The organism is Pseudoalteromonas sp. T1lg21, from assembly GCF_002964625.1.
Lineage (GTDB): Bacteria > Pseudomonadota > Gammaproteobacteria > Enterobacterales > Alteromonadaceae > Pseudoalteromonas > Pseudoalteromonas gelatinilytica.
This window is the reverse complement of record NZ_PQBX01000041.1, coordinates 173596-197645: the sequence shown is the minus strand read 5'-3', so window position 1 is coordinate 197645 and position 24050 is coordinate 173596. Positions and strand designations below refer to the sequence as shown.

27 protein-coding genes are annotated in these 24050 nt (G+C 42.7%); 7 read left to right on the top strand and 20 right to left on the bottom strand.

The annotated features are described in order from the left end of the window. The first annotated feature begins 59 nt into the window (after positions 1 to 59). From C2M25_RS10115 to C2M25_RS10095, 5 genes are all read left to right on the top strand, one after another. A complete protein-coding gene (locus C2M25_RS10115; protein ID WP_054563502.1) occupies positions 60 to 434 on the top strand; it encodes an RNA-binding S4 domain-containing protein in 375 nt (124 codons plus the stop codon). Positions 435 to 504: 70 nt separating this feature from the next. Next, positions 505 to 924, top strand: coding sequence for a hypothetical protein (locus C2M25_RS10110; RefSeq protein WP_063701076.1), 420 nt, complete (start codon positions 505 to 507; stop codon positions 922 to 924). Positions 925 to 1142: 218 nt separating this feature from the next. Beyond that, the gene (acnA, locus tag C2M25_RS10105) at positions 1143 to 3893 is read left to right on the top strand and encodes an aconitate hydratase AcnA (RefSeq protein WP_105181037.1); all 2751 of its coding nucleotides are present in this window, start codon (positions 1143 to 1145) and stop codon (positions 3891 to 3893) included. 351 nt (positions 3894 to 4244) lie between these two features. After that, positions 4245 to 5132: a DUF4097 family beta strand repeat protein gene (locus C2M25_RS10100; protein WP_105181036.1), complete on the top strand. Its 888-nt coding sequence runs from the start codon at positions 4245 to 4247 to the stop codon at positions 5130 to 5132. A gap of 81 nt (positions 5133 to 5213) precedes the next feature. Beyond that, entirely contained in the window at positions 5214 to 5459 is a 246-nt protein-coding gene (locus C2M25_RS10095; RefSeq protein WP_063701070.1) for a hypothetical protein, read from the top strand. On the opposite strand, the gene C2M25_RS10090 is transcribed toward C2M25_RS10095, so the two are convergent. The 5 genes from C2M25_RS10090 to C2M25_RS10070 all read right to left on the bottom strand — a co-directional run bounded on the left by C2M25_RS10090 (position 5456) and on the right by C2M25_RS10070 (position 11182). Next, complete coding sequence (locus C2M25_RS10090; protein ID WP_105181035.1) at positions 5456 to 5998, bottom strand: DUF4124 domain-containing protein; 543 nt, start codon at positions 5996 to 5998, stop codon at positions 5456 to 5458. The genes C2M25_RS10095 and C2M25_RS10090 overlap by 4 nt on opposite strands. A gap of 12 nt (positions 5999 to 6010) precedes the next feature. Continuing rightward, on the bottom strand, positions 6011 to 6739 hold the full coding sequence (locus C2M25_RS10085; protein WP_063701068.1) for a substrate-binding periplasmic protein: 729 nt from the start codon (positions 6737 to 6739) through the stop codon (positions 6011 to 6013). A gap of 100 nt (positions 6740 to 6839) precedes the next feature. Further along, positions 6840 to 7580, bottom strand: coding sequence for a phosphoadenylyl-sulfate reductase (locus C2M25_RS10080; RefSeq protein ID WP_063701066.1), 741 nt, complete (start codon positions 7578 to 7580; stop codon positions 6840 to 6842). A gap of 38 nt (positions 7581 to 7618) precedes the next feature. Then, complete coding sequence (cysI, locus tag C2M25_RS10075) at positions 7619 to 9316, bottom strand: assimilatory sulfite reductase (NADPH) hemoprotein subunit (RefSeq protein WP_063701064.1); 1698 nt, start codon at positions 9314 to 9316, stop codon at positions 7619 to 7621. A gap of 48 nt (positions 9317 to 9364) precedes the next feature. Beyond that, positions 9365 to 11182, bottom strand: a complete 1818-nt coding sequence (locus tag C2M25_RS10070) for an assimilatory sulfite reductase (NADPH) flavoprotein subunit (protein WP_063701061.1) — start codon at positions 11180 to 11182, stop codon at positions 9365 to 9367. A gap of 347 nt (positions 11183 to 11529) precedes the next feature. Here C2M25_RS10070 and C2M25_RS10065 point away from each other — a divergent pair, with 347 nt between their 5' ends. Continuing rightward, complete coding sequence (locus tag C2M25_RS10065) at positions 11530 to 13170, top strand: endonuclease (protein WP_105181034.1); 1641 nt, start codon at positions 11530 to 11532, stop codon at positions 13168 to 13170. Between the two features lie 43 nt (positions 13171 to 13213). On the opposite strand, the gene C2M25_RS10060 is transcribed toward C2M25_RS10065, so the two are convergent. From C2M25_RS10060 to rpsJ, 14 genes are all read right to left on the bottom strand, one after another. Further along, entirely contained in the window at positions 13214 to 13804 is a 591-nt protein-coding gene (locus C2M25_RS10060; protein WP_105181033.1) for a hypothetical protein, read from the bottom strand. A gap of 70 nt (positions 13805 to 13874) precedes the next feature. Then, a complete protein-coding gene (locus C2M25_RS10055) occupies positions 13875 to 14165 on the bottom strand; it encodes a hypothetical protein (protein WP_105173909.1) in 291 nt (96 codons plus the stop codon). Between the two features lie 66 nt (positions 14166 to 14231). After that, positions 14232 to 14957 carry a hypothetical protein gene (locus C2M25_RS10050; protein WP_138625212.1) on the bottom strand — a complete coding sequence of 242 codons (726 nt, stop codon included), beginning with the start codon at positions 14955 to 14957 and terminating at the stop codon, positions 14232 to 14234. Between the two features lie 289 nt (positions 14958 to 15246). Further along, on the bottom strand, positions 15247 to 15504 hold the full coding sequence (gene rpsQ, locus C2M25_RS10045; RefSeq protein ID WP_063701050.1) for a 30S ribosomal protein S17: 258 nt from the start codon (positions 15502 to 15504) through the stop codon (positions 15247 to 15249). After that, positions 15504 to 15695 (bottom strand): 50S ribosomal protein L29, encoded by a 192-nt coding sequence (gene rpmC, locus C2M25_RS10040; protein ID WP_054552371.1) that lies wholly within the window; start codon positions 15693 to 15695, stop codon positions 15504 to 15506. Before rpmC ends, rpsQ begins: the two co-directional genes overlap by 1 nt. Continuing rightward, positions 15695 to 16108 carry a 50S ribosomal protein L16 gene (gene rplP, locus C2M25_RS10035; protein WP_036974208.1) on the bottom strand — a complete coding sequence of 138 codons (414 nt, stop codon included), beginning with the start codon at positions 16106 to 16108 and terminating at the stop codon, positions 15695 to 15697. The genes rpmC and rplP overlap by 1 nt, the downstream gene beginning before the upstream one ends. Positions 16109 to 16120: 12 nt before the next feature. Next, on the bottom strand, positions 16121 to 16822 hold the full coding sequence (gene rpsC / locus C2M25_RS10030; RefSeq protein WP_063701047.1) for a 30S ribosomal protein S3: 702 nt from the start codon (positions 16820 to 16822) through the stop codon (positions 16121 to 16123). Between the two features lie 11 nt (positions 16823 to 16833). After that, entirely contained in the window at positions 16834 to 17166 is a 333-nt protein-coding gene (rplV, locus tag C2M25_RS10025; protein WP_004588690.1) for a 50S ribosomal protein L22, read from the bottom strand. Positions 17167 to 17180: 14 nt separating this feature from the next. Next, entirely contained in the window at positions 17181 to 17459 is a 279-nt protein-coding gene (gene rpsS / locus C2M25_RS10020; RefSeq protein WP_010376377.1) for a 30S ribosomal protein S19, read from the bottom strand. A gap of 16 nt (positions 17460 to 17475) precedes the next feature. After that, positions 17476 to 18300, bottom strand: a complete 825-nt coding sequence (gene rplB / locus C2M25_RS10015; protein WP_063701045.1) for a 50S ribosomal protein L2 — start codon at positions 18298 to 18300, stop codon at positions 17476 to 17478. A 17-nt stretch (positions 18301 to 18317) separates the two neighbouring features. After that, positions 18318 to 18620 (bottom strand): 50S ribosomal protein L23, encoded by a 303-nt coding sequence (rplW, locus tag C2M25_RS10010; RefSeq protein ID WP_063701042.1) that lies wholly within the window; start codon positions 18618 to 18620, stop codon positions 18318 to 18320. Then, the gene (rplD, locus tag C2M25_RS10005) at positions 18617 to 19222 is read right to left on the bottom strand and encodes a 50S ribosomal protein L4 (RefSeq protein ID WP_063701040.1); all 606 of its coding nucleotides are present in this window, start codon (positions 19220 to 19222) and stop codon (positions 18617 to 18619) included. The genes rplW and rplD overlap by 4 nt, the downstream gene beginning before the upstream one ends. Positions 19223 to 19239: 17 nt before the next feature. Then, positions 19240 to 19875 carry a 50S ribosomal protein L3 gene (rplC, locus tag C2M25_RS10000; RefSeq protein ID WP_036974218.1) on the bottom strand — a complete coding sequence of 212 codons (636 nt, stop codon included), beginning with the start codon at positions 19873 to 19875 and terminating at the stop codon, positions 19240 to 19242. A gap of 27 nt (positions 19876 to 19902) precedes the next feature. Continuing rightward, positions 19903 to 20214 (bottom strand): 30S ribosomal protein S10, encoded by a 312-nt coding sequence (gene rpsJ / locus C2M25_RS09995; protein WP_002957900.1) that lies wholly within the window; start codon positions 20212 to 20214, stop codon positions 19903 to 19905. A gap of 483 nt (positions 20215 to 20697) precedes the next feature. Here rpsJ and plsB point away from each other — a divergent pair, with 483 nt between their 5' ends. Beyond that, entirely contained in the window at positions 20698 to 23148 is a 2451-nt protein-coding gene (plsB, locus tag C2M25_RS09990) for a glycerol-3-phosphate 1-O-acyltransferase PlsB (protein ID WP_063701038.1), read from the top strand. On the opposite strand, the gene tesB is transcribed toward plsB, so the two are convergent. Beyond that, entirely contained in the window at positions 23145 to 24002 is an 858-nt protein-coding gene (tesB, locus tag C2M25_RS09985; RefSeq protein ID WP_063701036.1) for an acyl-CoA thioesterase II, read from the bottom strand. The two genes, plsB and tesB, sit on opposite strands and share 4 nt — an antisense overlap. Positions 24003 to 24050: the final 48 nt, after the last annotated feature.

Below are 24050 nucleotides of genomic sequence, written 5' to 3'. Positions count from 1 at the left end.
CTTGGTTCAATTGAGTGCTAGGCTTTATAATGGCTGCGATTGAATTAAGAGAGACCAACATGAACGAAGATTTCATCGAAATTGAACTAGAAGAAGAGCCAATAGAGCTATGTAACTTGCTAAAAGTGCTCGACCTAGTCGAAACAGGCGGCCAAGCAAAAGCCTTAATTGGTGAAGGTTATGTTGGGGTTAACTATGAAATTTGTACAATAAAACGGAAAAAATTATACAGTGGTGACGTGCTTGCATTTGATGGTGAGCTGTTCCAACTGACATTAAGCGAAGATGCAACACCAAATCCTCGCCCACCAGAACCAGTACAAAAAGCACAACCACAAAGCGCTGAAGAAGCGCCAAAAAAATCAAAGCGTAAACGTACTAAAAAGCCAAAAGTGGACGAAAAAACCGGCCGTCGCCCTATCTCTTTTGGTTAACTAGAGCTTGCTTAGTTAACATAAATCACCTTTAATTGAATGTGATAATAACAACAATAAAAGGTGATTTATGAACCCTCCAGCTTGGCTCAAGCCACTTGCTTGGGCAGCCCTTGTGTGGAATCTTTTAGGTGTCATTGCATTTGTAATGCAGCTGTTGATCACACCCGAAATGATTAGCCAACTCCCTGAAGCACAACAAGCCGCATACCGCGACATCCCGCTCTGGTCAACGGCTGCCTTTGCGATAGCCGTGTTTGCAGCCAGTTTCGCGAGCATTCTATTACTCGCAAAAAAAGCGCTTGCGCGCGAGCTATTTTTAATCTCGTTTATCGCTGTCTTAGTCCAGCAATATTATAATTTTGTGGTGATAGATAGCCTTGCCATGTTTGGTACCAGCGCATTAGCAATGCCACTGTGTGTGATCGTTATTGGCTTACTATTACTGTTTATTAGCCATAAAGGTAAACAACAAAATTGGCTCAACTAAAAACACTTATTTCTGAGGGTAGTTTAAAGTAACTACCCTTTTATCTGTCCCTCCCCCTTGAAATAAATCACATCGGCAGCAACTATATTAGATAGCATATTTTTTCATCAGCTAGATGAATATCTCAGCTGGTATTAAGTTTGCAATAACACTGTGTCTATTTCGAAAGGAAACAACAAAGCAAGCCAAATTGCTTGCTCAAACCACAGGGGCAAATAATGAATAACAGTTTTGATACCCAAAAACAGCTTACGATTAATGGTGAGCAATATCATATTCACTCTTTACAAGGTTTAGGCGACAAAGCAAAACGTCTGCCATTCTCATTAAAAATCTTACTTGAAAACCTGTTGCGCAATGAAGATGGCGTCAATATTAAAAAGCAAGATATCGATGCCTTATTAAACTGGGATCCACAAGCTAAACCATCTGCAGAAGTCGCATTTACGCCTGCTCGCGTTGTCATGCAAGACTTTACAGGTGTTCCCGCCATTGTTGATTTAGCCGCGATGCGTGATGCCATGGAAAAACTCGGTGGCGATCCTGCGAAGATAAACCCATTGTCACCTGCTGAGCTGGTAATTGATCACTCTGTGCAAGTTGATGGTTACGGTGAAGATGGTTCTTTCGACTTAAATGCGAAACTTGAATATGAGCGCAACAAAGAGCGTTACGAATTTTTACGCTGGGGGCAAACCGCCTTCGATAACTTGAAGGTCGTACCTCCCGCTACCGGCATCGTACACCAAGTTAATTTAGAATATTTAGCCCGTGTGGTATTTAACGATAGTAAAAATGGGAAATCACTCGCTTACCCAGATACCCTAGTCGGAACCGATTCGCACACCACCATGATCAATGGTCTTGGGGTACTTGGCTGGGGTGTGGGTGGTATTGAAGCCGAAGCCGCAATGCTTGGTCAACCAATCAGCTTACTCATTCCACAAGTGGTTGGCTTTAAGCTCAATGGTCGCCTACCAGAAGGCACAACGGCAACTGACCTTGTGTTAACCGTCACAGAAATGCTGCGTAAGCATGGCGTTGTGGGTAAATTTGTTGAGTTTTATGGTGATGGTCTTGCTGATTTACCACTTGCAGACCGTGCAACTATCGCAAACATGGCACCAGAGTATGGTGCAACTTGCGGTATTTTCCCAATTGATGATGAAACCATTAACTACCTGCGTTTAACTAACCGCGATGACAAACAACTTAAACTCATCGAGGACTATGCAAAACATCAAGGCTTGTGGCGTAACCCTGGCGATGAAGCTCATTATACAGACACACTCGAGTTATCCCTTGATGATGTGGTGCCGAGTCTTGCTGGCCCTAAACGCCCGCAAGATAGAATAGCCCTTGATAAAGCAGGTAGCATTATTGGTGAGCACCTAAAAGGCTTCCAAGATGAGCGCATGCAACACCGTGATAAAAGCGATGCCCAAGAAGCGCGCATTGAAGACGAAGGCCCAACAACTAACCCTGATGAGCCAGTAAACGAAGCACAATATATGGGTGCGGCTAAAGTTAACTTTAAAGGCGAACAGTTTGAGCTGAAAGACGGTGCGTGTGTCATTGCTGCAATTACTAGCTGTACAAACACTTCAAACCCTAGTGTTATTTTAGCGGCAGGCTTAGTGGCTAAAAAAGCCAAGCAATTAGGCTTAAAGGTGAAGCCATGGGTTAAAACCTCACTTGCTCCGGGCTCTCAAGTGGTGACTGATTACTTGAAAAAAGCCGACTTGATGGATGATTTAGATGCCTTAGGCTTTAACCTTGTTGGTTATGGTTGTACAACCTGTATTGGTAACTCAGGGCCTTTAGCTGATGAAATCAGTGAAGCAATTCAAAAGCATAAACTGGTTGTCAGCTCTATTTTATCGGGTAACCGTAACTTTGAAGGCCGTATTCACCAAGATGTGAAAATGAACTTCTTAGCCTCACCACCCCTTGTGGTTGCATACGCAATTGCGGGTCGTACAGATATCGACGTGTATAACGAACCGCTTGCGCAAGACCCAAATGGTAATGACATTTATCTAAAAAATATTTGGCCAAGTGTTAGTGAAGTAAACGAACTCGTCCGTGAAACCGTGACCAAAGAAATGTTCGCATCAAGCTATGGTAATGTGTATCAAGGCGATGATCGCTGGCAGAAAATTCAAATTCCTGATGGCAAACTTTATGATTGGGATGATGCGTCAACCTACATCAAAAAAGCGCCATTCTTTGATGGTATGGAAATTGAGCCTCCAGGCATTCCGAGTATTAGTGGTGCACGCTGTTTGGCAAAATTAGGTGACTCAGTAACCACTGACCACATCTCGCCAGCAGGTGCAATTAAAGCAGATGCCCCAGCAGGTCTTTACTTGCAAGAGCACGGTGTGCAAAAAGCACAATTTAACTCGTATGGTTCGCGTCGTGGTAACCACGAAGTGATGATGCGCGGTACCTTTGCTAATGTGCGTTTACGTAATCTATTAGCACCGGGTACCGAAGGCGGTGTGACCCGTATGCAGCCAAGCGATGAGCTTGCCAGCATTTATGATGCAGCGATGCAATATCAGCAAGATGGCACGCCACTGATTATTTTAGCGGGTGCAGAATATGGCACGGGCTCATCACGCGACTGGGCAGCTAAAGGTTCACTTTTACTTGGTGTTAAAGCCGTTATTGCACAAAGCTATGAGCGTATTCACCGTTCAAACCTGATTGGTATGGGTGTTTTACCCCTACAATTTAAAGAAGGTGAAAGCTATGAGTCATTAGGTCTAACGGGTCAAGAGTCATTCGACTTTGAAGGCTTATATGACAAAACCAATGAAGTCAGTGTGATTGCGACTAACAGTGAAGGCAAACAAATTAGCTTTAGTGTTGATGTGCGTATAGATACCCCGAAAGAGTGGGATTACTACAAACACGGCGGTATTTTACAGTATGTACTGCGTAATATGCTGGCTGAGCAGTAATTGCTTTTAAGTTAACTAAGGGGCTGAATTTTCAGCCCCTTTTTTGTTTAAAACACCAGTAATACCAATCCGCAATAATACTTAATCATTTTGAGGGATAAAACCTGTCGCTACCTGCGTTAAAAATTTCTGATTTAGAACAAACTAAATAACGAAATTTTTGCCTTGTTATCAACGAGGTTTTATTGCCTCAAAATAGACCACTTAATTAAGCGAATTGGTATAAATTACAGTTTAGAGCAACACACTTATTTACAAAAAATGAAAAGCACATAAAAATCAGCATGTTAAAATTGGACCATAGTTTGCAAATGCTAACCAGATAACAACCATAATAATTTTGGAATCCCTATGACTATTGCATCATTCAAACGCGCAATTTGCGCAACGGCCATCTCATCAAGTTTATTATTAACAGGCTGTGTAATTCATGTCTCTCCGGGTCAAATCGCAGAACAAAAACAACAAGACTTAAGCGTGTCGGCTGCAAATATCAACGAATTAAAAATTGATGCTGAAGCCGGTTCATTGATCATCAAAGGCGACAGCAACGCCACGGCTATCACAGTGAATGCTAATATCTATGCGGCTAAAGGCGATGAAACTTATACGCTAACCCTCGAAAAGCACGGCAACACGGCTGAGCTTATCAGCAAGCTCAATAATGGTAGCTTATCGTTTTACAGTGGCTCATCACCTCATATTGATTTAATTGTCTCTGTGCCTAGTAACCTTAAACTAGATATCGATGATGACTCAGGTGATATCGTTATACGTGCGATGCAAAACGATATCAGCATTGATGATGACTCAGGATCAATTGTGATCGAAGGGGGTCGCACTATTAATATTGATGATGACTCGGGCGATATACGTATTAGCAATGTCAGCGGCAATATCAGCATTGAAGACGATTCTGGCTCAATTATGATAGACCAAGGCCAAGGGCGTATTGATATTGAAGATGACTCTGGTGATATCCAAATAGAGAACAGCCAAGGCCCTGCACGTATTATTGATGAATCAGGTAGTATCAGCGTTAAAACATTGGCTGGTGCGCTTACTATCGAAGATGGCTCTGGTGATATAGATGTAAGACAAATCAAAGGGCTGGTTACCATTACCGATGGCTCTGGCAGCATTTATGTTGATGACACACTCGGCCTGACAATTATCGAAGCGGGTTCCGGTGATTTAAGTATCGATAACATCAACGGCCCAGTAAAATTGGACAAATAACCGACAATTGCTTGATTTAGAACAATCCTATTAATGACAACAGCACCTACACTTTAATTAAGGCTAAAGTGAGGTGCTTGTATGACTGAACAAACCATCATTCGAATCTTAAAAACCTTTATTATTTTAGGTATTTGCCTAATTATTTTGGGGCATTCTTTATTAGCTGGTAATTACTTAGGTGATAGCATGGGTGTGCATGGCATTATGATCAGCGCAGCGTGCATTGCTGTTGGTGTGCTGTTCTCTTTGCCCACCAAAATTTATCTCACTATTTTACTGATGAAAATGGAAAGCGATCTCACAGCACAGGACAAGCAAAGCTAATTCCCACCTTGCTCTTTGAGCTGTTGCTCAAGTTGCTTGTTACGTTGCTCCATAAGCTGTTTTACTTGCTCAGCATCTTGCATCATCTTTTGTACATTTTTAGGGTCGTATACCCCAAGCACCGAAGATGTTTCGTTAGTTTTAACTGTTGCTGCTTGCTTCTCATCAGCTTGAAATGTCTCTGCCGGTAACACAGTTATGTCGTTAGGATCTAAACTTACCGCAGTACTAACGTAATTAGGGTGAGGGGTATCAGCATAGTGCCACTGACCATGTTCATCTTGCCATTTATACACCACGACAGGTGCATTTGCGTCTTTGCTCAAGCTCAACTTCTCAGTGAGCTTTTTTGCTTGGCTGGTAAGTGTATCGGCACTTTGCGAAGCAAAATCACTCACATCACCACTTACTTTTTCTGAGTAACGCTCGAACATGCTCAGCTCTAGGTAAGGTTTTCCGTCTGGCTTTTTAATGTAAAACAGCAGGGCAACACTGGTCAGTAGCAACATAACCGCAAGATAACAAAAACGCTTAATCATTCCATTTACCGATTATTGGTAGTTACTCTCAATCTTAGCAAATTCACCGGATGATTTAAGATTTTTCATAAATTCATTAAATTGCTCGCTCATACGCTTCCCTTTTTCATTGTAAGCAAACTGTAATTGCATCGGCGCTTTGCCCACACTGTAATCACTTACCGTGAATTTTTTAAAGGCATTATTTTTTGAGGCATACCACTGCAGTGTGTTTTTTGCGATAACAGCAACACGTTGATTTTGCTGCATATCAACTAAAGCCTTCAGCATATCTATCTCAGAGTAAAAGTCTTCGCGGTGCAACTTACCTGATGCAAACAATGCTTCAAATTGCGGGTAGGTATAACCAAAACGGGCCATCAACACATAGCCGCCTAACTTATCAATCGCTGGAATATGACAACCACTGGGCATCACTAAAATATCTTCTACAACAGCGATACTATCACTCCAATAGTATTGCTTATGTCCACGATACCATTGCTCAGACTCTAAGCGTACATCGACTTTACCTGCATCAAGTAAATGCTGTGAACGCACCTCGGGTACCAGCATGTATTGAATATCGTGATTATATTTTTCAGCAAAACGAGTTAATAGCTCATCAACAAGTCCTTTATGGCCACTGTCAGCAAAATGATAAGGGGGATAATCCGTGTCATACAGCGCAACCTGTAACGTTTCTGCTCGCACTAAAGGCGCAATTAAAAGCAATAATAAAAAAACAACAGCACGACTCATAATTTTCTCTCATAAAATTGAGCCAGGGATTGTATATAAATAGCACAAAAAAAGCGCAACCTAGGTTGCGCTTTACGAAAATTCTGATAGGAATTTAGGATTAGATACCGTCACCATCAATATGTAAGCCACATTCACGGTTTAAACCGAAGAAACGAGTCTCTTCTTCTGTCATACCAGGCTCAAGTTTACGGGTTGTATGAACATCGCCCATAGATACATAACCTTGCTCCCAAAGTGGGTGATACGGCAAATCATGCTTAGTTAGATACTGGTAAATATCGCGGTTGTTCCACTCAATAAGTGGATACACTTTCACAGTACCACGGCTGATTTCAACAATTTGCTTGTCAGCTCGACTAGATGATTGATCACGGCGCAAACCACTAAACCACGTACCCGCTTCAAGCTCGTTTAAAGCACGGGTCATTGGCTCAACTTTATTCAGTTGATTGTACTGCTTAATACCGGCTTCACCTTGTTCCCAAAGTTTACCAAACTTCGCTTCTTGCCACGCCGGGCTAAGCTCAGCTTTATACACTTTAAGATTAAGCGAAAGTCGCTCCGTCATTTGCTCGATGAACTGATAGGTTTCTGGGAACAAATAACCAGTGTCAGTCAGTACCACAGGAATATCTGGCTGCTGCGATGTCACTAAATGCAACATCACCGCCGCTTGAATACCAAAGCTCGACGACAAAAAGTGCGTGCTTGGTAAGTTTTCAAGTGCCCACGCAACACGCTCCTCTGCGCTTTTATCAGCCAGAAGACCATTAATATCAGCCAACATAGCTGTTTGGTCTTCTTTGCTCATCGTTAAGATGTTTTTAAATTCACTCATGGTTAATTCCAAACCTTAAAGCGGTGTCGCTTATAAAATTATGCGTGAAAATCAGTTACTGAAACTTTAACTTCAGCAACAATGCCTTTGCGAATTACAAAATCACCAAAACACTCGCCTTCATTACGCTCACTTGCCCATTGGCCAATTAGCTTATCGAATGCGTCTAGGTATACGTCCTCGCCAACATTTTCTAAATACAGTTTTGGAATACGCGTGCCTTCACGGTTACCACCTAAGTACACGTTGTATTTTCCTGGACCTTTACCAACCAGACCCGCTTCTGCCAACATTGCGCGGCCACAGCCATTCGGACAACCCACAACACGCATAATGATGTTGTCATCGCCAATACCATGTTTCGCTAATAGCGCTTCTGTTTTCTCAATTAAGCTTGGTAAATAACGCTCAGCTTCTGCCATCGCTAACGGACACGTTGGTAATGCCACACACGCCATTGAGTTTTTACGCTGCTCTGTATGGCTGTCATCAATTAAGCCATGGTTACGAGCGATCTCTTCGATTACCGCTTTTTGATCAGCTGGAACACCTGCGATGATCAAGTTTTGGTTTGCTGTCATACGGAAATCACCTTGGTGAATTTCCGCAATTTTACGGCAGCCTGTTTTAAGAGGTTGATTTGGGTAATCTAAAATACGACCACTTTGGATAAACAGCGTTAAATGGTGCTTACCATCAATACCTTCAACCCAACCGATACGGTCACCTCGGTGAGTGAACTCATATGGGCGGCTCTGTTCAAATTGAACACCGGCACGTTTTTCAACTTCAGCTTTAAATACATCAGAACCTACACGGTCAAGTGTGTATTTAGTTTTTGCATTTTTACGGTTTGAGCGGTTACCCCAATCACGTTGTACAGACACCACGTGTTCAGCAATTTTCAACGTGTGCTCAAGTGGAATGAAACCAAAGTCATCCGCTTTACGAGGATACGTTGCGGTATCACCGTGAGTCATCGCAAGACCACCACCCACTAACACGTTAAAACCAACTAACTTGCCGTTTTCTGCAATTGCCACAAAGTTTAAGTCGTTCGCATGCACATCCACCTCATTGTTCGGTGGAATTGTTACTGTGGTTTTAAACTTACGTGGTAAGTAAGTTGAACCTAAAATTGGCTCTTCTGTGGTTTCACTCTTTTCACCATCTAACCAAATTTCAGCGTATGCTTTGGTTTTTGGTAATAGGTGCTCAGAGATCTTCGCTGCCCACTCGTACGCTTCTTGGTGAAGCTCAGATTCAACTGGGTTCGTTGTACATAATACGTTTCGGTTTACGTCGCCCGCCGTTGCAATTGAGTCAATGCCCACGCTATTGAGCATTTGATGCATGCCTTTAATATTTGGCTTAAGCACACCATGGAACTGGAACGTTTGACGCGTGGTTAAACGAATACTGCCATAGCTGGTTTTCTCTTCTGCAAACTTATCAATCGCTAACCATTGCTCTGGCTTGATGATACCGCCAGGCATACGAGCACGTAACATTACATTATGTAACGGCTCTAATTTTTGTTTAGCGCGCTCAGGGCGAATGTCACGGTCATCTTGCTGGTACATGCCGTGGAAACGGATCAGTTGGAAGTTATCAGCAGTGAAACCACCGGTGATCTCGTCTTTTAAATCTTGCTCAATGGTGCCACGTAAAAAGTTACTTTCTCTTTTCAAACGCTCGTTATCAGAAAGCTTTACGTTTTTGTCTTGTTCGCTCATGGTATTTCCTAAATTTGTTACAGTGACGGCTGTTAGCTTTAAACGTGATTAGTACACGTCTTTCTGATAGCGATTTGCGCTACGTAAATCTTTTAAATATTGCTCAGCTTGTTCATCATCTTTGCCGCTATTTTCTTTGATAATGTCTACAAGCGCCTGATGAACATCTTTCGCCATACGGTTTGCATCACCACAGATATAGAAATGAGCACCCGCTTCTAACCAAGCAAATACTTCTTGGCTGTTTTTGCGAAGTTTGTCTTGAACATATACTTTTTCCGCTTGGTCACGGCTAAACGCCACATCCACTTTAGTCAGTAAACCTGACTTCAAGTAACCTTGAATTTCAACTTGATATAAGAAGTCTTGAGTAAAGTGTGGGTTACCAAAGAATAACCAGTTTTTACCACTTGCTTCACGAGCATCACGCTCTTGTAAAAACGCACGGAATGGTGCAATACCCGTACCCGGACCTACCATGATAATTGGCGTTTCATCATTAGCCGGTAAACGGAAATTATCGTTGTGCTCGCTGAATACTTTTACTTTACAGCCTTCTTCAGCACGACGTGCTAAATAACCAGAACACCCACCTAAGTGCTCGCTGCCAAATGCATCAAACTCAACCAGACCCACCGTTAAGTGAACTTCTTCTTCAACTTCAGCTTGGCTAGATGCAATCGAATATAAACGTGCTTGTAATTTACGTAAGCAGTCTACTAAGGTTTGCGCTTCCAGCTGAGCTGGGTTTTGACGAATAATATCGAAGATTTGGCGAGGTTCGATGTACTCACGCATTGCCGCTTTATCTTCAACTAACTTTAATAATTCAGGATTGCCAGTTGCTGTTGCATATTTTTCAACAAAACCTGGATATGACTGAGTTAATTCTAATTTTTCGATTAATGCATCACGAATACTTAGCTCTTCATCGCCGAGTTTAACCGTGCTAGATGCATCAATTTGAGTAAGCGTAAGTACTTCATCAACAAGTGCTTCGTCATTTAAGAAGTAAACGCCTAGCGAATCACCCGGTGTATAGGTAATGTCTGAACCTTCTAATGAAATTTCAACATGACGCACATCTTTGGTTGAATCACGACCGGTAATCTTTTGCACAACGCTTAGCTCTGCAGCAAATGGGTTTTGCTTGGTGTATTGGCTTGCTGCTGGTGCCGCTGCACCAAATGATGGCATAGCCACAACTTGACCACCGCTTGCTTGTTGCTGCGCTTTAAGATCAGGTTCAAACGCATCAAGTGCACCATCAATCCACTTAGCAGCTTCATCATCGTAATCAACATCTAAGTCGGCACGCTGGAAAATAGTTTCTGCGCCAAGCTTGTTAAAACGCTCTTCAAAATCTTTTGCTGTTTGGCAGAAGAATTCGTAGCTTGAGTCACCTAACCCAATCACAGCAACTTTAACACCATCTAGTTTTGGTGCTTTTTTAGTCGCTAAAAACTCATGCAGGCTTTCAGCATCTTCAGGTGGCTCACCCTCACCGTAAGTTGAAACAACAACCGTGATGAACTTTTCTTTTTTCAGGGCAGTTGGCTTGTAGTCAGCCATGTTGACTAGCTTAACCGATAGACCACGTGACTCTGCTTGTTCTTTTAACTTGCTCGCCACGCCTTTAGCGTTACCCGTTTGCGAGCCGTATAAAATAGTTAGCGGTGCAGCATCACCCGCAGCTGGAGCGGCGGCAACACCACCGGCTAATGCGCCTGCGTTTGCGTTAGCGGCTAAATAACCACTTACCCACGCTTGCTGAATTGGATTAAGTTCAGCCACTAAGCCTTGCAGCTTCTGTACTTGCTCTTGCGATAGCGGACTCGCCGCTGCATTTAGTTGACTTAACAACATGAATTTATTCCTCGTAACCCTGAAAAGTTAACTGCGAAACGAACTTGCTACCATCATTTCGCGAACAATTTTTTCGACTTTAAAGACCCAATAGAAATGCTTTAAAGGTTTATCTGAGCGTGAAGAATAACGAGGTCTGAGGCGATTAAAAAAGAATAGAATCTGCTTTGATATTCCATTTAGTTATTAATTTAGTATTTATCCAAAAAAAACATGTTAGAAGTATGAATCCCCAAATAAGAAACTTTTATTAATTAACATTATTGCAACATAAGCCAATTAGCCTATACTCGCTGTGTTCATTTTGAGAACAGCAAAAACTATTAAAATATAAAAAGGAAACGATAATGTCACACGGGACATGTAAAAAATACATGCTAGCCAGTAGCTTACTGTGTTTAGCGAGTTCAACATTGGCAAATGTTAATAATGCCGACTTCGAAAACTGGTCAGCAAACAACCCTGCCAGCTGGAGCACCATAGATAGCGGTATAAGCCTTAGTGCTAATAGCAATGTGGTTTACTCAGGCAATTACTCAGCGCAAGTCGTGGTTAATACTGGCACGCAAAGTAATACCGACTTACTACAGTTAGTGGATGTAGTGGCGGGTGAAAGCTATGAGTTTTCTACTTGGGTTTACCATACAGAAGGTGGCGTAAAAGCACGTTTAGTGGTTGATGGCTATCAGGGCTATTCTAATTCGGCATTAATTAATCAATGGCAACAAATCAGTTACCAGTACACGGCCTCTGCTACCACGTCAATTAGTGTTGGCCTGCGCTTTTACGATGTAACAGGCTTTGATGGCAGTGAAGTAGTGTATGTCGATAACTTTGCACCAAGCACTGGCTCAACCCCACCTCCTACGGGCAGCTGCGCAGATAACCAAATATCTTTAACGCTCACTACCGATAACTATGGTGAAGAAACCAGCTGGCAAATCACCAATAGCCAAGGTAGCACAGTGGCATCGGGCGGCAGCTATGCTGCAAATACCCAGTACAGTGAACAAGCATGTTTAACAGATGGTGACTATACCTTTACGATTTTTGATAGCTATGGTGATGGTATTTGCTGCTCATTCGGCAATGGCAGTTACAGTCTTTCTTTAGATCAAACAGTACTTGCCTCTGGTGCAAGCTTCCAAAGCTCAGAAGCAACGCCGTTTACTTTGGGTGATAGCTCAGGCGGCGGTGACGGTGGTGGTACAACCCCAACAGAGCCAACGGGATACTATGTTACAACGCAAGGCCTTAGTGGGTATGCACTAAAAACAGAGTTATACAACATCATTAAAGATCACAACTCACAAGGCTATTCTGCGATTTGGAGCTTTTACGATGTTGCTTCACGCGATAAGTATTTTGAAAACGACAACTCTATTTTAGACCGTTATTCAGAAAACCCTGCAGGCCAAGATAGCTACAACTATGTTGCTGTGAGCGACCAATGTGGGACATACAACAGCGAAGCAGATTGCTACAACCGTGAGCATTCTTTCCCGAAAAGTTGGTTTGGTGGAACAGTTGAGCCAATGAATTCAGACGTACATCACATTTTTGCCACTGATGGTTATGTCAATTCAAAACGCAGTAATTACCCATTTGGTGAAGTAGGTAGTGCAAGCTACACCTCTAGTAACGGCAGCAAATTAGGCAGCGCTGCTAGCTCATTAAATTACTCAGGAACGGTTTTTGAACCTATTGATGAATTTAAAGGTGACTTTGCAAGAGCGTATTTCTATATGGCAACACGCTATGAAAACGTGATTGGCTCATGGCAAAACAACACAACCTACAGTAATGCTGTATTAAATGGTTCATCTGATCAGGTCTTTGAGAACTGGGTCGTTACTATGTTATTAAAATGGCATAACGCTGACCCTGTTAGCCAATTAGAGCTTGACCGTAACCAAGCAGCTTATGAACATCAAGGTAACCGCAACCCATTTGTGGATCACCCAGAATTTGTAGAAATGATTTGGTAACTTCGTTAAGCCAAGGCGCTTAGTTTCGGCTAAGTGCCTTTTTTTAATCAAGCACAACGACTTTGTTTTCGTCAATTAACTCTGCCACATAGCGCTTTTCTAAATGCCACGGATGACGCTTCCAGCCCTGAAAACCAAAACCTGCTATATGCACTTTTGAAAACAATTTAAGGTAGTGAGTAATCGCTAAAGTACCTGAACTTGGGCAATATGGCTTATGTATTGTAGGCCCTAACGTTAGTAGGTACGCAAGCAGTGATTGGCGAAATTGCTGGGTTAATCGTTCTTGCTGCAAGCCTGTGCCATAGTGCTTAAACAAAGCGTCACCATGATCAAGTCGGCCATGACGACGGATCAGTTTGAATAGTTGCTGCATGAATAAGTTTGGCGCAGGATCAGTGACCATAATCTTGTGAAGTCCTTCAAGCGGCATAACAAGTGGCTCTTCAAGTAAACTTTGCGCCTGCCTCCCTCGCCCCAATAACCATAGATCTGTGCAACGCTTACCTAGGTGCGCAGGCATTGCTGCACAGCGATTAAAACGCACAACAGATGGACAATTATCGACCTGCTCAGCAAGCTCGGTATTAATCGGACCATTACCTAGAATAATTATCTGTGGCGGCTCATGCATAATGCAAAACTCCGTTTTATCCTTAAAACGACCTTATTTCACCTAAACTTTATGACCTGCTAATGACAGTTCATGATAAGTTTAATACATGTGAAAAGCGCTTATGTGCAATCAGCAAGTTATTATCAACTTGAGATTGGGCACTATAGCCAAGAAGCTGTAACACCTGTTTTAACAGAGCTTGATGTTGCTGCTGTGGTGAGTGATTTTCCACTTCTAACACCTCTAACATCGCTTGTGCATAGCTAGAACCTGAATGGATCGACTGCCAGATACGCGTTTGTATTTCGATAACTTGAGAAATCGACGTGTTATAAGTATTAACTTGCAGACTTAACAGATAATTTTCTAATAGATTCATTGTAGCGTCCTTTTTTAAAACGCCACTTTAAAAGCTCAAGTTAAGTTGAGGTAAAGTGTTTTATTATTACTTTTTACTCCACTTATTCATAATGTCTTTAAATAACTTAGCCTCTTTGTCTTCACAGGGTCTGGGCGATCCGCTTGGCACCCCAGATTTACCAAACACCGAGTTAAAATCTATGCCATAACACATACCATTTAACACCTCGATACGCTTGCTACCATCACCACTCTGCCAAACGACGGTTGCTTTATCAGAAACCGTTAATTGTGCAGGCACTGAAACCCTGCCTACAGGCAAATTATTATTTGCCCCTTCAACCTGCCCAAATAATGACGAATTAGAAGAGCCATTTTCAAAATTAAGCTTTGGGATTGGCGCATACGGGTTGAGTTTTTTAAAGGGTACTTCGGTTGTTTTTGAATTATCAGGTGTCTGACTGGGCTTTATGACCTTATTATTCGTCACTTCTTTGGGCTCACTAACTGAATGTTCAACGACCTTAGCATCGCTTTTCTGCTTAGGGCTGCTATAAGCGGCTTCCTCTTTTTGCGGTAAAGCCTTAGCCTCATCAACTATTTCTTGCGGTTGCTCCAGTAAAGGTTTGTCTTGGGTTTTCTGTAAACTAGGTAACGAAGTTAAATCAACACTCACATACGCGTTGATTACTTTTGGCGGTTCAGCGACTGCGGGGAGTTTCACAGACTTTCCATATCGAACAAATAACAATAAAAGCATAGCATGTAGCGTAATCGAGATGATCCATGCTTTGTAATTCCCTTTTAACACTCAAGCGCCTCATTTTTATTTTTAAGAGTGTTAAGTGAATGAAATAGTTCATAAGAAAAAGTGGTGAGTTAGCAAGTTAACGGGAGTAACGTTTTAAGGTTCTAGGTTAAGTCTGTTCGTTGAGATGGTTTGGATTCAGCATGAGGTGTGACATGTGGTTTTATAGCTATGCAGCAACAAACCCTATTGCTTGACTGACATCTGACAGCTAAACGCTTTTTGCTGTATTTCAAAAACAAAAAGCCCCAGCAAATGCCAGGGCTTTTTAGTAAGTAAACTTAATTAAAAATTAAGCTTGCTTTGGACGTTCAACAACGTCTACTAAAGTCCAAGACTTAGTCTTAGAAATAGGAGCACACTCACGGATAGTAACTACGTCACCAGCTTGAGCTGTGTTGTTTTCGTCATGTACGTGTAGTTTAGTCGTACGTTTGATGAATTTCCCATAAACTGGGTGCTTCACGTAACGTGCGATAGCAACAGTGAAAGATTTATCCATCTTGTCGCTGATTACACGGCCTTGAAGAGTACGGATTTTATCGCTCATTATTGACCTGCCTTCTGGTTAATAACTGTTTTTACACGCGCGATATCGCGACGTACTGTTCTTAGCGTGTGTGTCTGAGCTAACTGACCAGTGCTTGCTTGCATGCGCAGGTTAAACTGCTCACGAAGAAGTCCTAGAAGTTCAGCGTTAAGCTCTTCTACGCTTTTGTCTTTTAGTTCGCTAGCTTTCATTACATCACCGTCCGAGTTACGAAAGTTGTTGTGAATGGTAATTTACGCGCTGCAAGGTTAAATGCTTCACGAGCAAGCTCTTCAGAAACACCTTCCATTTCGTAAAGTACTTTACCAGGTTGAATTTCAGCAACCCAATATTCAACAGAACCTTTACCTTTACCCATACGAACTTCTAATGGTTTGTTCGTAATTGGCTTATCTGGGAATACACGAATCCAGATTTTACCTTGACGCTTTACGTGACGTGTCATAGCACGACGAGCTGCTTCGATTTGACGAGCAGTCATACGGCCACGGCCAGTAGCTTTCAAACCGAAAGTACCGAAGCTTACTTTGTTACCGTTTTGCGCTAAACCGCGGTTGCGGCCTTTGTGCATTTTACGGAATTTTGTACGTTTTGGCTGTAACATTACTCGCTACCTCTACTTAGCACTTTTTTTGGCTTTCTTTGGCGCGCGTTTAGCTGGCTTCTCTTGCTCTTGTACTAGTGGTAAACCACCAATAACTTCGCCTTTGAAGATCCAAACTTTAACACCAATGATACCATAAGTGGTTAAGGCTTCAGAAGTTGCGTAGTCGATATCAGCACGAAGAGTATGTAGAGGTACACGACCTTCACGATACCATTCTGAACGTGCGATCTCAGCACCGCCAAGACGACCGCTAACTTCAACTTTGATACCTTTTGCACCAATGCGCATTGCATTTTGTACCGAACGCTTCATAGCGCGACGGAACATAACACGACGCTCTAGTTGTGACGCAATACCGTCAGCTACTAGTTGTGCATCAAGTTCAGGCTTACGAACTTCAGAAATATTGATCTGAGCCGGAACACCTGCAATCTTAGTTACTGCTTGACGTAGTTTTTCAACGTCTTCGCCTTTTTTACCGATAACAACACCAGGACGAGCTGTGTGAATTGTTACACGGATAGATTTAGCTGGACGCTCGATAACGATTTTAGACACAGAAGCCGCTTTTAATTCCTTAGTAAGGAATGCACGTACTTTGTGATCGCCAAAAAGCTGATCAGAGAAATCTTTTGAATTCGCGTACCAGGTAGAAACCCAAGGTTTAGAGATACCTAGGCGAATACCAGTAGGATGAACTTTTTGTCCCATTACTTATACTCCTAGCTATCTGAAACCACAACAGTGATGTGGCTTGTACGCTTAAGGATGCGGTCAGCGCGTCCTTTAGCACGTGGCATAATACGCTTCATTGTAGGACCATCGTCCACAAAGATCGTAGTTACACGAAGCTCATCAATGTCAGCACCTTCGTTATGCTCTGCGTTAGCAATAGCAGACTCAAGTACTTTCTTAACTAATACAGCCGCTTTTTTAGGGCTGTACGCCAGGATTTCTAGAGCGCGATCAACCGGAAGTCCGCGGATCTGATCTGCAACTAGACGTGCTTTTTGCGCCGAACCAGAGGCGAATTTATGTTTAGCTAATGCTTGCATTTATCATTCCCCTCTTAACGTTTCTTCGCTTTCTTATCCGCAGCGTGACCGCGGTAAGTGCGAGTTGGTGCAAATTCACCTAGTTTGTGACCGATCATTTCGTCTGTGATGAACACAGGAACGTGCTGACGACCATTATGGACAGCGATGGTCAATCCGATCATGTTAGGTATGATCATTGAACGACGGCTCCAAGTTTTAATTGGCTTCTTGTCACCGCTTTCCAACGCTTTCTCTACCTTCTTCAGCAAGTGTAGGTCAATAAAAGGACCTTTCTTGAGAGAACGTGGCATGGCTATTCCTCAACTATTATTTAGTACGACGACGTACGATAAACTTATCAGTACGCTTGTTCTTACGTGTCTTAGCACCTTTAGTCGGTTTACCCCATGGAGACACAGGATGACGACCACCAGATGTACGACCTTCACCACCACCGTGCGGGTGATCTACCGGGTTCATGGCAACACCACGAACTGTCGGACGGATACCACGCCAGCGATTTGCACCAGCTTTACCTAGTGAACGAAGCATATGCTCAGCATTACCTACTTCACCAAGTGTTGCGCGACAGTCAGCTGGAACTTTACGAACTTCGCCAGAACGAAGACGTAGAGTCACGTATTGACCTTCACGTGCAAGGATTTGAACGTATGCACCAGCAGAACGTGCGATTTGAGCACCTTTACCTGGTTTTAATTCTACGTTGTGAACAGTCGAACCTACAGGCATGTTACGCATTGGTAATGTGTTACCAGCTTTGATTGGTGCATCAACACCAGACTGGATTGAATCACCAGCTTGTAAGCCTTTAGGTGCAATAATGTAACGACGCTCACCGTCTGCATATAATACAAGAGCGATGTTTGCGCTACGGTTTGGATCATACTCTAGACGCTCAACAACAGCTGGAATGCCATCTTTAGTGCGTTTAAAGTCGATTACACGGTAATGATGCTTGTGACCACCACCGATGTGACGAACCGTGATACGACCTTTGTTATTACGACCACCAGACTTAGAGTTTTTCTCTAGTAGTGGTGCGTAAGGTTTACCCTTATGAAGATCTGGGTTAACCACTTTAACCAGGTGACGACGACCCGCAGAAGTTGGTTTACACTTTTGAAGTGCCATAATTCTAACTCCCCTTATTACTCGGCGCCGCCGACAAAGTCTAGCTCGCTACCTTCTTTAAGAGTAACGTAAGCTTTCTTCCAGTCTGAACGACGACCGAAACGCATGCCAGTACGTTTTGTTTTACCCTTAACGTTTAGTGTGCGAACACCAGTTACTTCTACTTCAAAAAGCTTCTCAACTGCAGCTTTAACTTCAGCTTTAGTTGCATCTTTAGCTACTTTGAAAACAATCGTGTTGTTCTCTTCAGCAGAGATAGTGCTTTTTTCAGAGATGTGTGGAGCAAGGATCACTTTTAAAAGACGTTCTTCACGGATCATGCTAGCGCCTCCTCAAGTTGCTTAACAGCAGCAGCTGTAATAAGTACCTTATCGAAAGCGATTAGGCTTACAGGATCGATACCAGCTACATCACGCGTGTCAACCTTGTACAGGTTACGTGCCGATAAGAATAGATTCTCATCTAATTCTTCAGTCACGATTAGAACATCTTTAAGCTCAAGTTCTTTAAGCTTAGCAACTAGTTCTTTAGTTTTTGGTGCTTCAAGACCAAACTGTTCAACAACGATTAAACGCTCTTGACGAACTAATTCAGATAAGATGCTTTTGATCGCACCGCGGTACATTTTACGGTTTACTTTTTGGCTGTGGTCTTGTGGTTTAGCTGCGAAGCTAACGCCACCTGAACGCCAAATTGGGCTACGAATTGTACCAGCACGTGCACGGCCAGTACCTTTTTGAGACCATGGTTTTTTACCACCACCGCTAACTTCAGAACGTGTCTTCTGAGCACGAGTACCTTGACGAGCACCTGCTGCGTAAGCAACAACTACTTGGTGTACTAATGCTTCGTTAAACTCACGTCCAAAAGTAGCTTCAGAAACTTCAAGAGCGCCAGAAGCGTCTTTAATTGCTAATTCCATCACTAAATCTCCAGGACTTATGCTTTAACAGCTGGTTTAACGATAACGTCACCGCCGATAGCGCCAGGTACTGCACCTTTAACTAAAAGCAAGTTACGCTCAGCGTCAACGCGAACTAGTTCTAAGTTTTGAGTCGTTACACGCTCAGCACCCATGTGACCGGCCATTTTCTTACCTTTGAACACCTTACCAGGTGATTGGTTTTGACCGATTGAACCAGGAGCACGGTGAGATAGAGAGTTACCGTGAGTAGCGTCTTGCATGCTGAAGTTCCAGCGCTTAACACCACCTTGGAAACCTTTACCTTTAGAAGTACCGGTTACGTCAACTTTGTTGATTTCGTTGAATAATTCAACAGTAAGCTCAGCGCCTACTTCAAAATCGCCTTCACCACCATTTAGGCGGAATTCCCACAGACCGCGACCCGCTTCAACACCAGCTTTAGCGAAGTGACCCGCTGCTGCTTTGTTTACACGACTTGCTTTTTTAGTGCCTGCGGTTACTTGAAGCGCGTTATAACCGTCTGTTGCTTCAGATTTGATCTGAGCAATACGGTTAGGTGTCGCTTCGATAACTGTCACAGGGATAGATACACCATCTTCAGTGAAGATACGTGTCATACCCACTTTACGACCGACTAGACCTAATGCCATTTTCCTAAAACCTCTCTAATCTTCCGATTAACCCAGGCTGATTTGAACATCAACACCAGCAGCAAGATCTAAACGCATAAGAGCGTCAACAGTCTTGTCAGTTGGTTCTACGATGTCGATCAGACGTTTATGGGTGCGGATTTCGTACTGATCACGCGCGTCTTTGTTTACGTGCGGTGAAGTTAGTACAGTAAAACGTTCAAAGCGTGTAGGTAGTGGAATTGGACCACGTACTTGAGCGCCAGTGCGTTTCGCAGTTTCCACGATTTCCGCCGTTGATTGGTCAATCAAACGGTGGTCAAAAGCTTTTAGGCGAATACGAATGCGTTGATTTGACATTCTTAAACCTCAATATAAAGAGCATTTAAAAAGAGCATAAAAAAACGACCGAAACAATCTTACTAACTAAGATGTCGGCTGTTCTCTTATATCTACGTTGAATTCCAAATCGGAATTCCTGTTTATTAGCTTGAAATCCAAGCTTAATCTATCCTTCCAAGTTCCCGAGGGAATTTTGAAAGCCTGCGTATTATAGTGAGATTGGTGATAAATGCAACAACTTTTTAGAATTAAAAGCGACAAGGCCGCCTTTAGATTAAATTTCGATTAAATACGAACTATATTCAGCTTCGCTATGTCTTTGCTTTACTATAGTTAATTTGAATAAATGCAAAAGCTGAAGAATCGCAATGGTCAGTCCAGTTAATAATTGTTATTCTATGCCGCTTATTTTTGGCCACTCTCGGTCTATTTAATATTTACTGATACCAATTTACATAATGAGATGCCTTTGTAAATTGGTGTAATAGCTTTGGTGAGTTGATGCGTATCATTAATCGTTGTTTAAATTTCATTTCTGCCGGTATGAACCGCTTGTTTGTAAAAAGTAAGGTGCTGCCAGAAAACCCGATTGAACAATACAATCTTAATCCAGCCAACCCGACCTTCTATATCGTTAGGCTCAATGCGCGCTCAGATTTAGCCGCACTGGCACGGGTATGTAAAAAGTATGGTTTACCCAACCCGACGCAAGAGCAACTGTTAGGTAATGCTGAACTAGAGCGTTTTATTGGTATTCAAAACCCACCTCCGCTGTTTGGTAATAAAAGCAAACCAAGTAATGCGCTGCAGCAAGGTAAACAAATTATCGATCATCTGATGCAATCAGGTGAGAAAAACGTCCAAGTGATCCCAGTGACTATTTTATGGGGCCGAAATCCGGGTAAAGAGAAGCCAGGCTTAGGCACCTTAGTGTCGCATTCGTTAACCCCAAGCTGGTTTCGCAAGTTCTTTGTATTGCTATTCTCAGGCCGCGATAACTTTATCCGTTTTAGCCAACCGCTCGACTTATCATTACTGGTCAATGAAAAAGCCGATGTTGATGAACTACCACATAAGCTTCTACGTGTTGCTCGCGTGCACTTTCGTCGTCAAAAATTGGCAGCGACAGGCCCGAAAATGCCATCACGTGAACAGCTATTTAATTCGCTACTAGCCTCACCCACAATTAAAAAAGCGATTCAAATAGAAGCAAAAGAAAAGAACATCAGCCAAGAGCAAGCGCGTCAAAATGCGCTGAAGTTACTTGATGAGATTGCGGCAAATTATAGTGATGCCACCATTCGTGTAGCAGATAGAATTTTAACCTGGCTATGGAATAAGCTTTATAACGGTATTGATATTAAGTTTTCTGAGCAAGTCCATGAGCTCACAGATAAAGGTCACGAAATTATCTATATGCCATGTCACCGCTCGCACATGGATTACTTATTGCTGACCTACTCTATTTACCATTTAGGGTTAGTACCGCCGCATATCGCTGCCGGTATCAACTTAAATTTCTTCCCAGCCGGTGGTGTATTCCGTCGCAGTGGTGCTTTTTTTATTCGCCGTTCATTCGCGGGCAATAAGTTATATTCATCAGTATTTAAAGAGTACTTGAGTCAGTTATTCATTAAAGGTTACTCGGTAAAGTTTTACACGGAAGGCGGCCGTAGTCGTACAGGCCGCTTATTACCGCCAAAAACAGGCATGCTCGCTATGACGTTACAAGCGATGCTCCGTGGCATTGACCGTCCAATTTCAATTGTGCCTGTGTATATTGGTTATGAACATGTGATGGAAATTAATACCTACTTAAAAGAGCTTGCCGGCAACGACAAAAAAGGTGAGTCGGTATTAGGTATTTTCAAAGCCATTAAAAACCTGAAGAACTATGGCCGTGGTTACTTAAACTTTGGCGACCCTATATCGATTAACCAATACTTGAATGAACAACAGCCTGATTGGCGCGAGTCTATTCACCCAACCGACGTACAAAAGCCGCAATGGCTTGGACCGCAGGTTGCCAACCTTGCTGATAAAGTAATGGTTAATATTAATAGCGCCGCTGCACTCAATGCTGTGAACCTTCTCGCGATGATTTTACTGGTGAATGATAAGCACGCGTTGAGTAAGCCTAAGTTGATTGCTCAGCTTGAGTTTTATTTACATTTACAGCGTAGCGCCAGCTACAGCGACAAGGTAACCACCCCTAATGAAAGTGCTGAACAGCTATTAGAGCATGCCCTTAAACTTAATAAGTTTGATGTTATCAGTGATGAATTTGGCGAAATTATCGCTATCAATGATAAAGAGAAAACGTTATTCAATTACTACCGTAATAACGTATTACACTTATTTGCTGTACCAAGCTTGCTGGCACTGCATTTATTTAAGGCACATAAAACGACTATGGCAGATTGCCAAGCCCTGATCGCACGTTTTTACCCATTATTTGCCAAAGAGTGGTTCTTACATGAGTTAGATGAAAACTACATTACGCGTGTTCTTGCTAGTTTCGTTGACCAAGATCTGATTGAAATTGAGGGTGATAACATCAAAATCACCAATAGCAACGACTGCTTGGCAAAACTTGAAATGCTCGGCCGCGCTTTAAGCTTAACATTACAACGCTACGCTATCGTGGTTGGATTTATTCAAACAAGTAGTGGCATTGAACGTGAAGAACTTGAGCACGAAAGCCAAGTATTAGCAGAACGTTTGGGTACCTTACACGGCATTAAAACACCGGAATTCTTTGACAAAAAAGTGCTGGTTGGTTTTATTTCTAGCTTACGTGAGCAAAAACTAATTACAGAGACAGAGCAAGGCTTAACGGGTAGTAATGAGCTGTGTGAAGTGTATTTATATCTTAAGGCATTGCTGCCAGCACGGGTCTGGCAGTCAATTGACGATATAGTGCAAAGCCAAGCTCAGCACGCAAAGGATTAACGCTGACGCATTACCCCTTCTTGGATCGTTGAGGCAACAAGGTTGCCTTGACGGTCAAAGAATTGACCTCGTACCAATCCTCGACCTGAGCTCGCACTTGGGCTATCAATCGAATATAAAATCCAATCATCAAGTCTAAACGGACGGTGGAACCACATTGCATGGTCAATCGTCGCAACCTGCATGTTAGGCTGCATAAACGATACACCGTGCGGTTGTAACGCCGTTGGTAAAAACTCAAAGTCAGATGCGTACGCAAGTAAGTAGTTATGGATACGCTGATCGTCTGGCATCTCACCATTGGCTTTAAACCAAATATGTTTAACCGGCTCCATCACTTGTGGCTTAAATGGGTTATGAAAGGTCACTGGACGCATTTCAATGGGTACTTCACGAATAAACTTATTGCGAATTGGTTCAGGAATAAGCTCTGCATTCGCTTGGTAGAACTCAAGTGAAGACTTTAACTCTTCAGGCTGTGGTACGTCTGGCATTTGTGCTTGGTGCGATAAGCCCTCTTCTTCACCTTGGAAAGAAGCGGTCATGTAAAAAATGGGCTTACCGTATTGGATTGCTTTGACACGGCGAGTACTAAAACTTTTACCATCGCGAATATTTTCTACATCATATACGATTGGTTTAGCAGCATCACCCGGACGTAGAAAGTATGAATGCAACGAATGAACAATACGCCCTTCTGGTAACGTTTCTTTAGCGGCCGATAATGCTTGGCCCATTACTTGGCCCCCGAAAACCGCTCTAAATCCTAAATCTTGGCTTTGGCCGCGATACAAGCCTTGCTCAATTTCTTCTAACGACAACAACGACAGTAAGTCATCTAATACTTGGCTCATTTATTTATCCTCAATCCCGACAAGCGTTTAATGATACTATAGACTAAT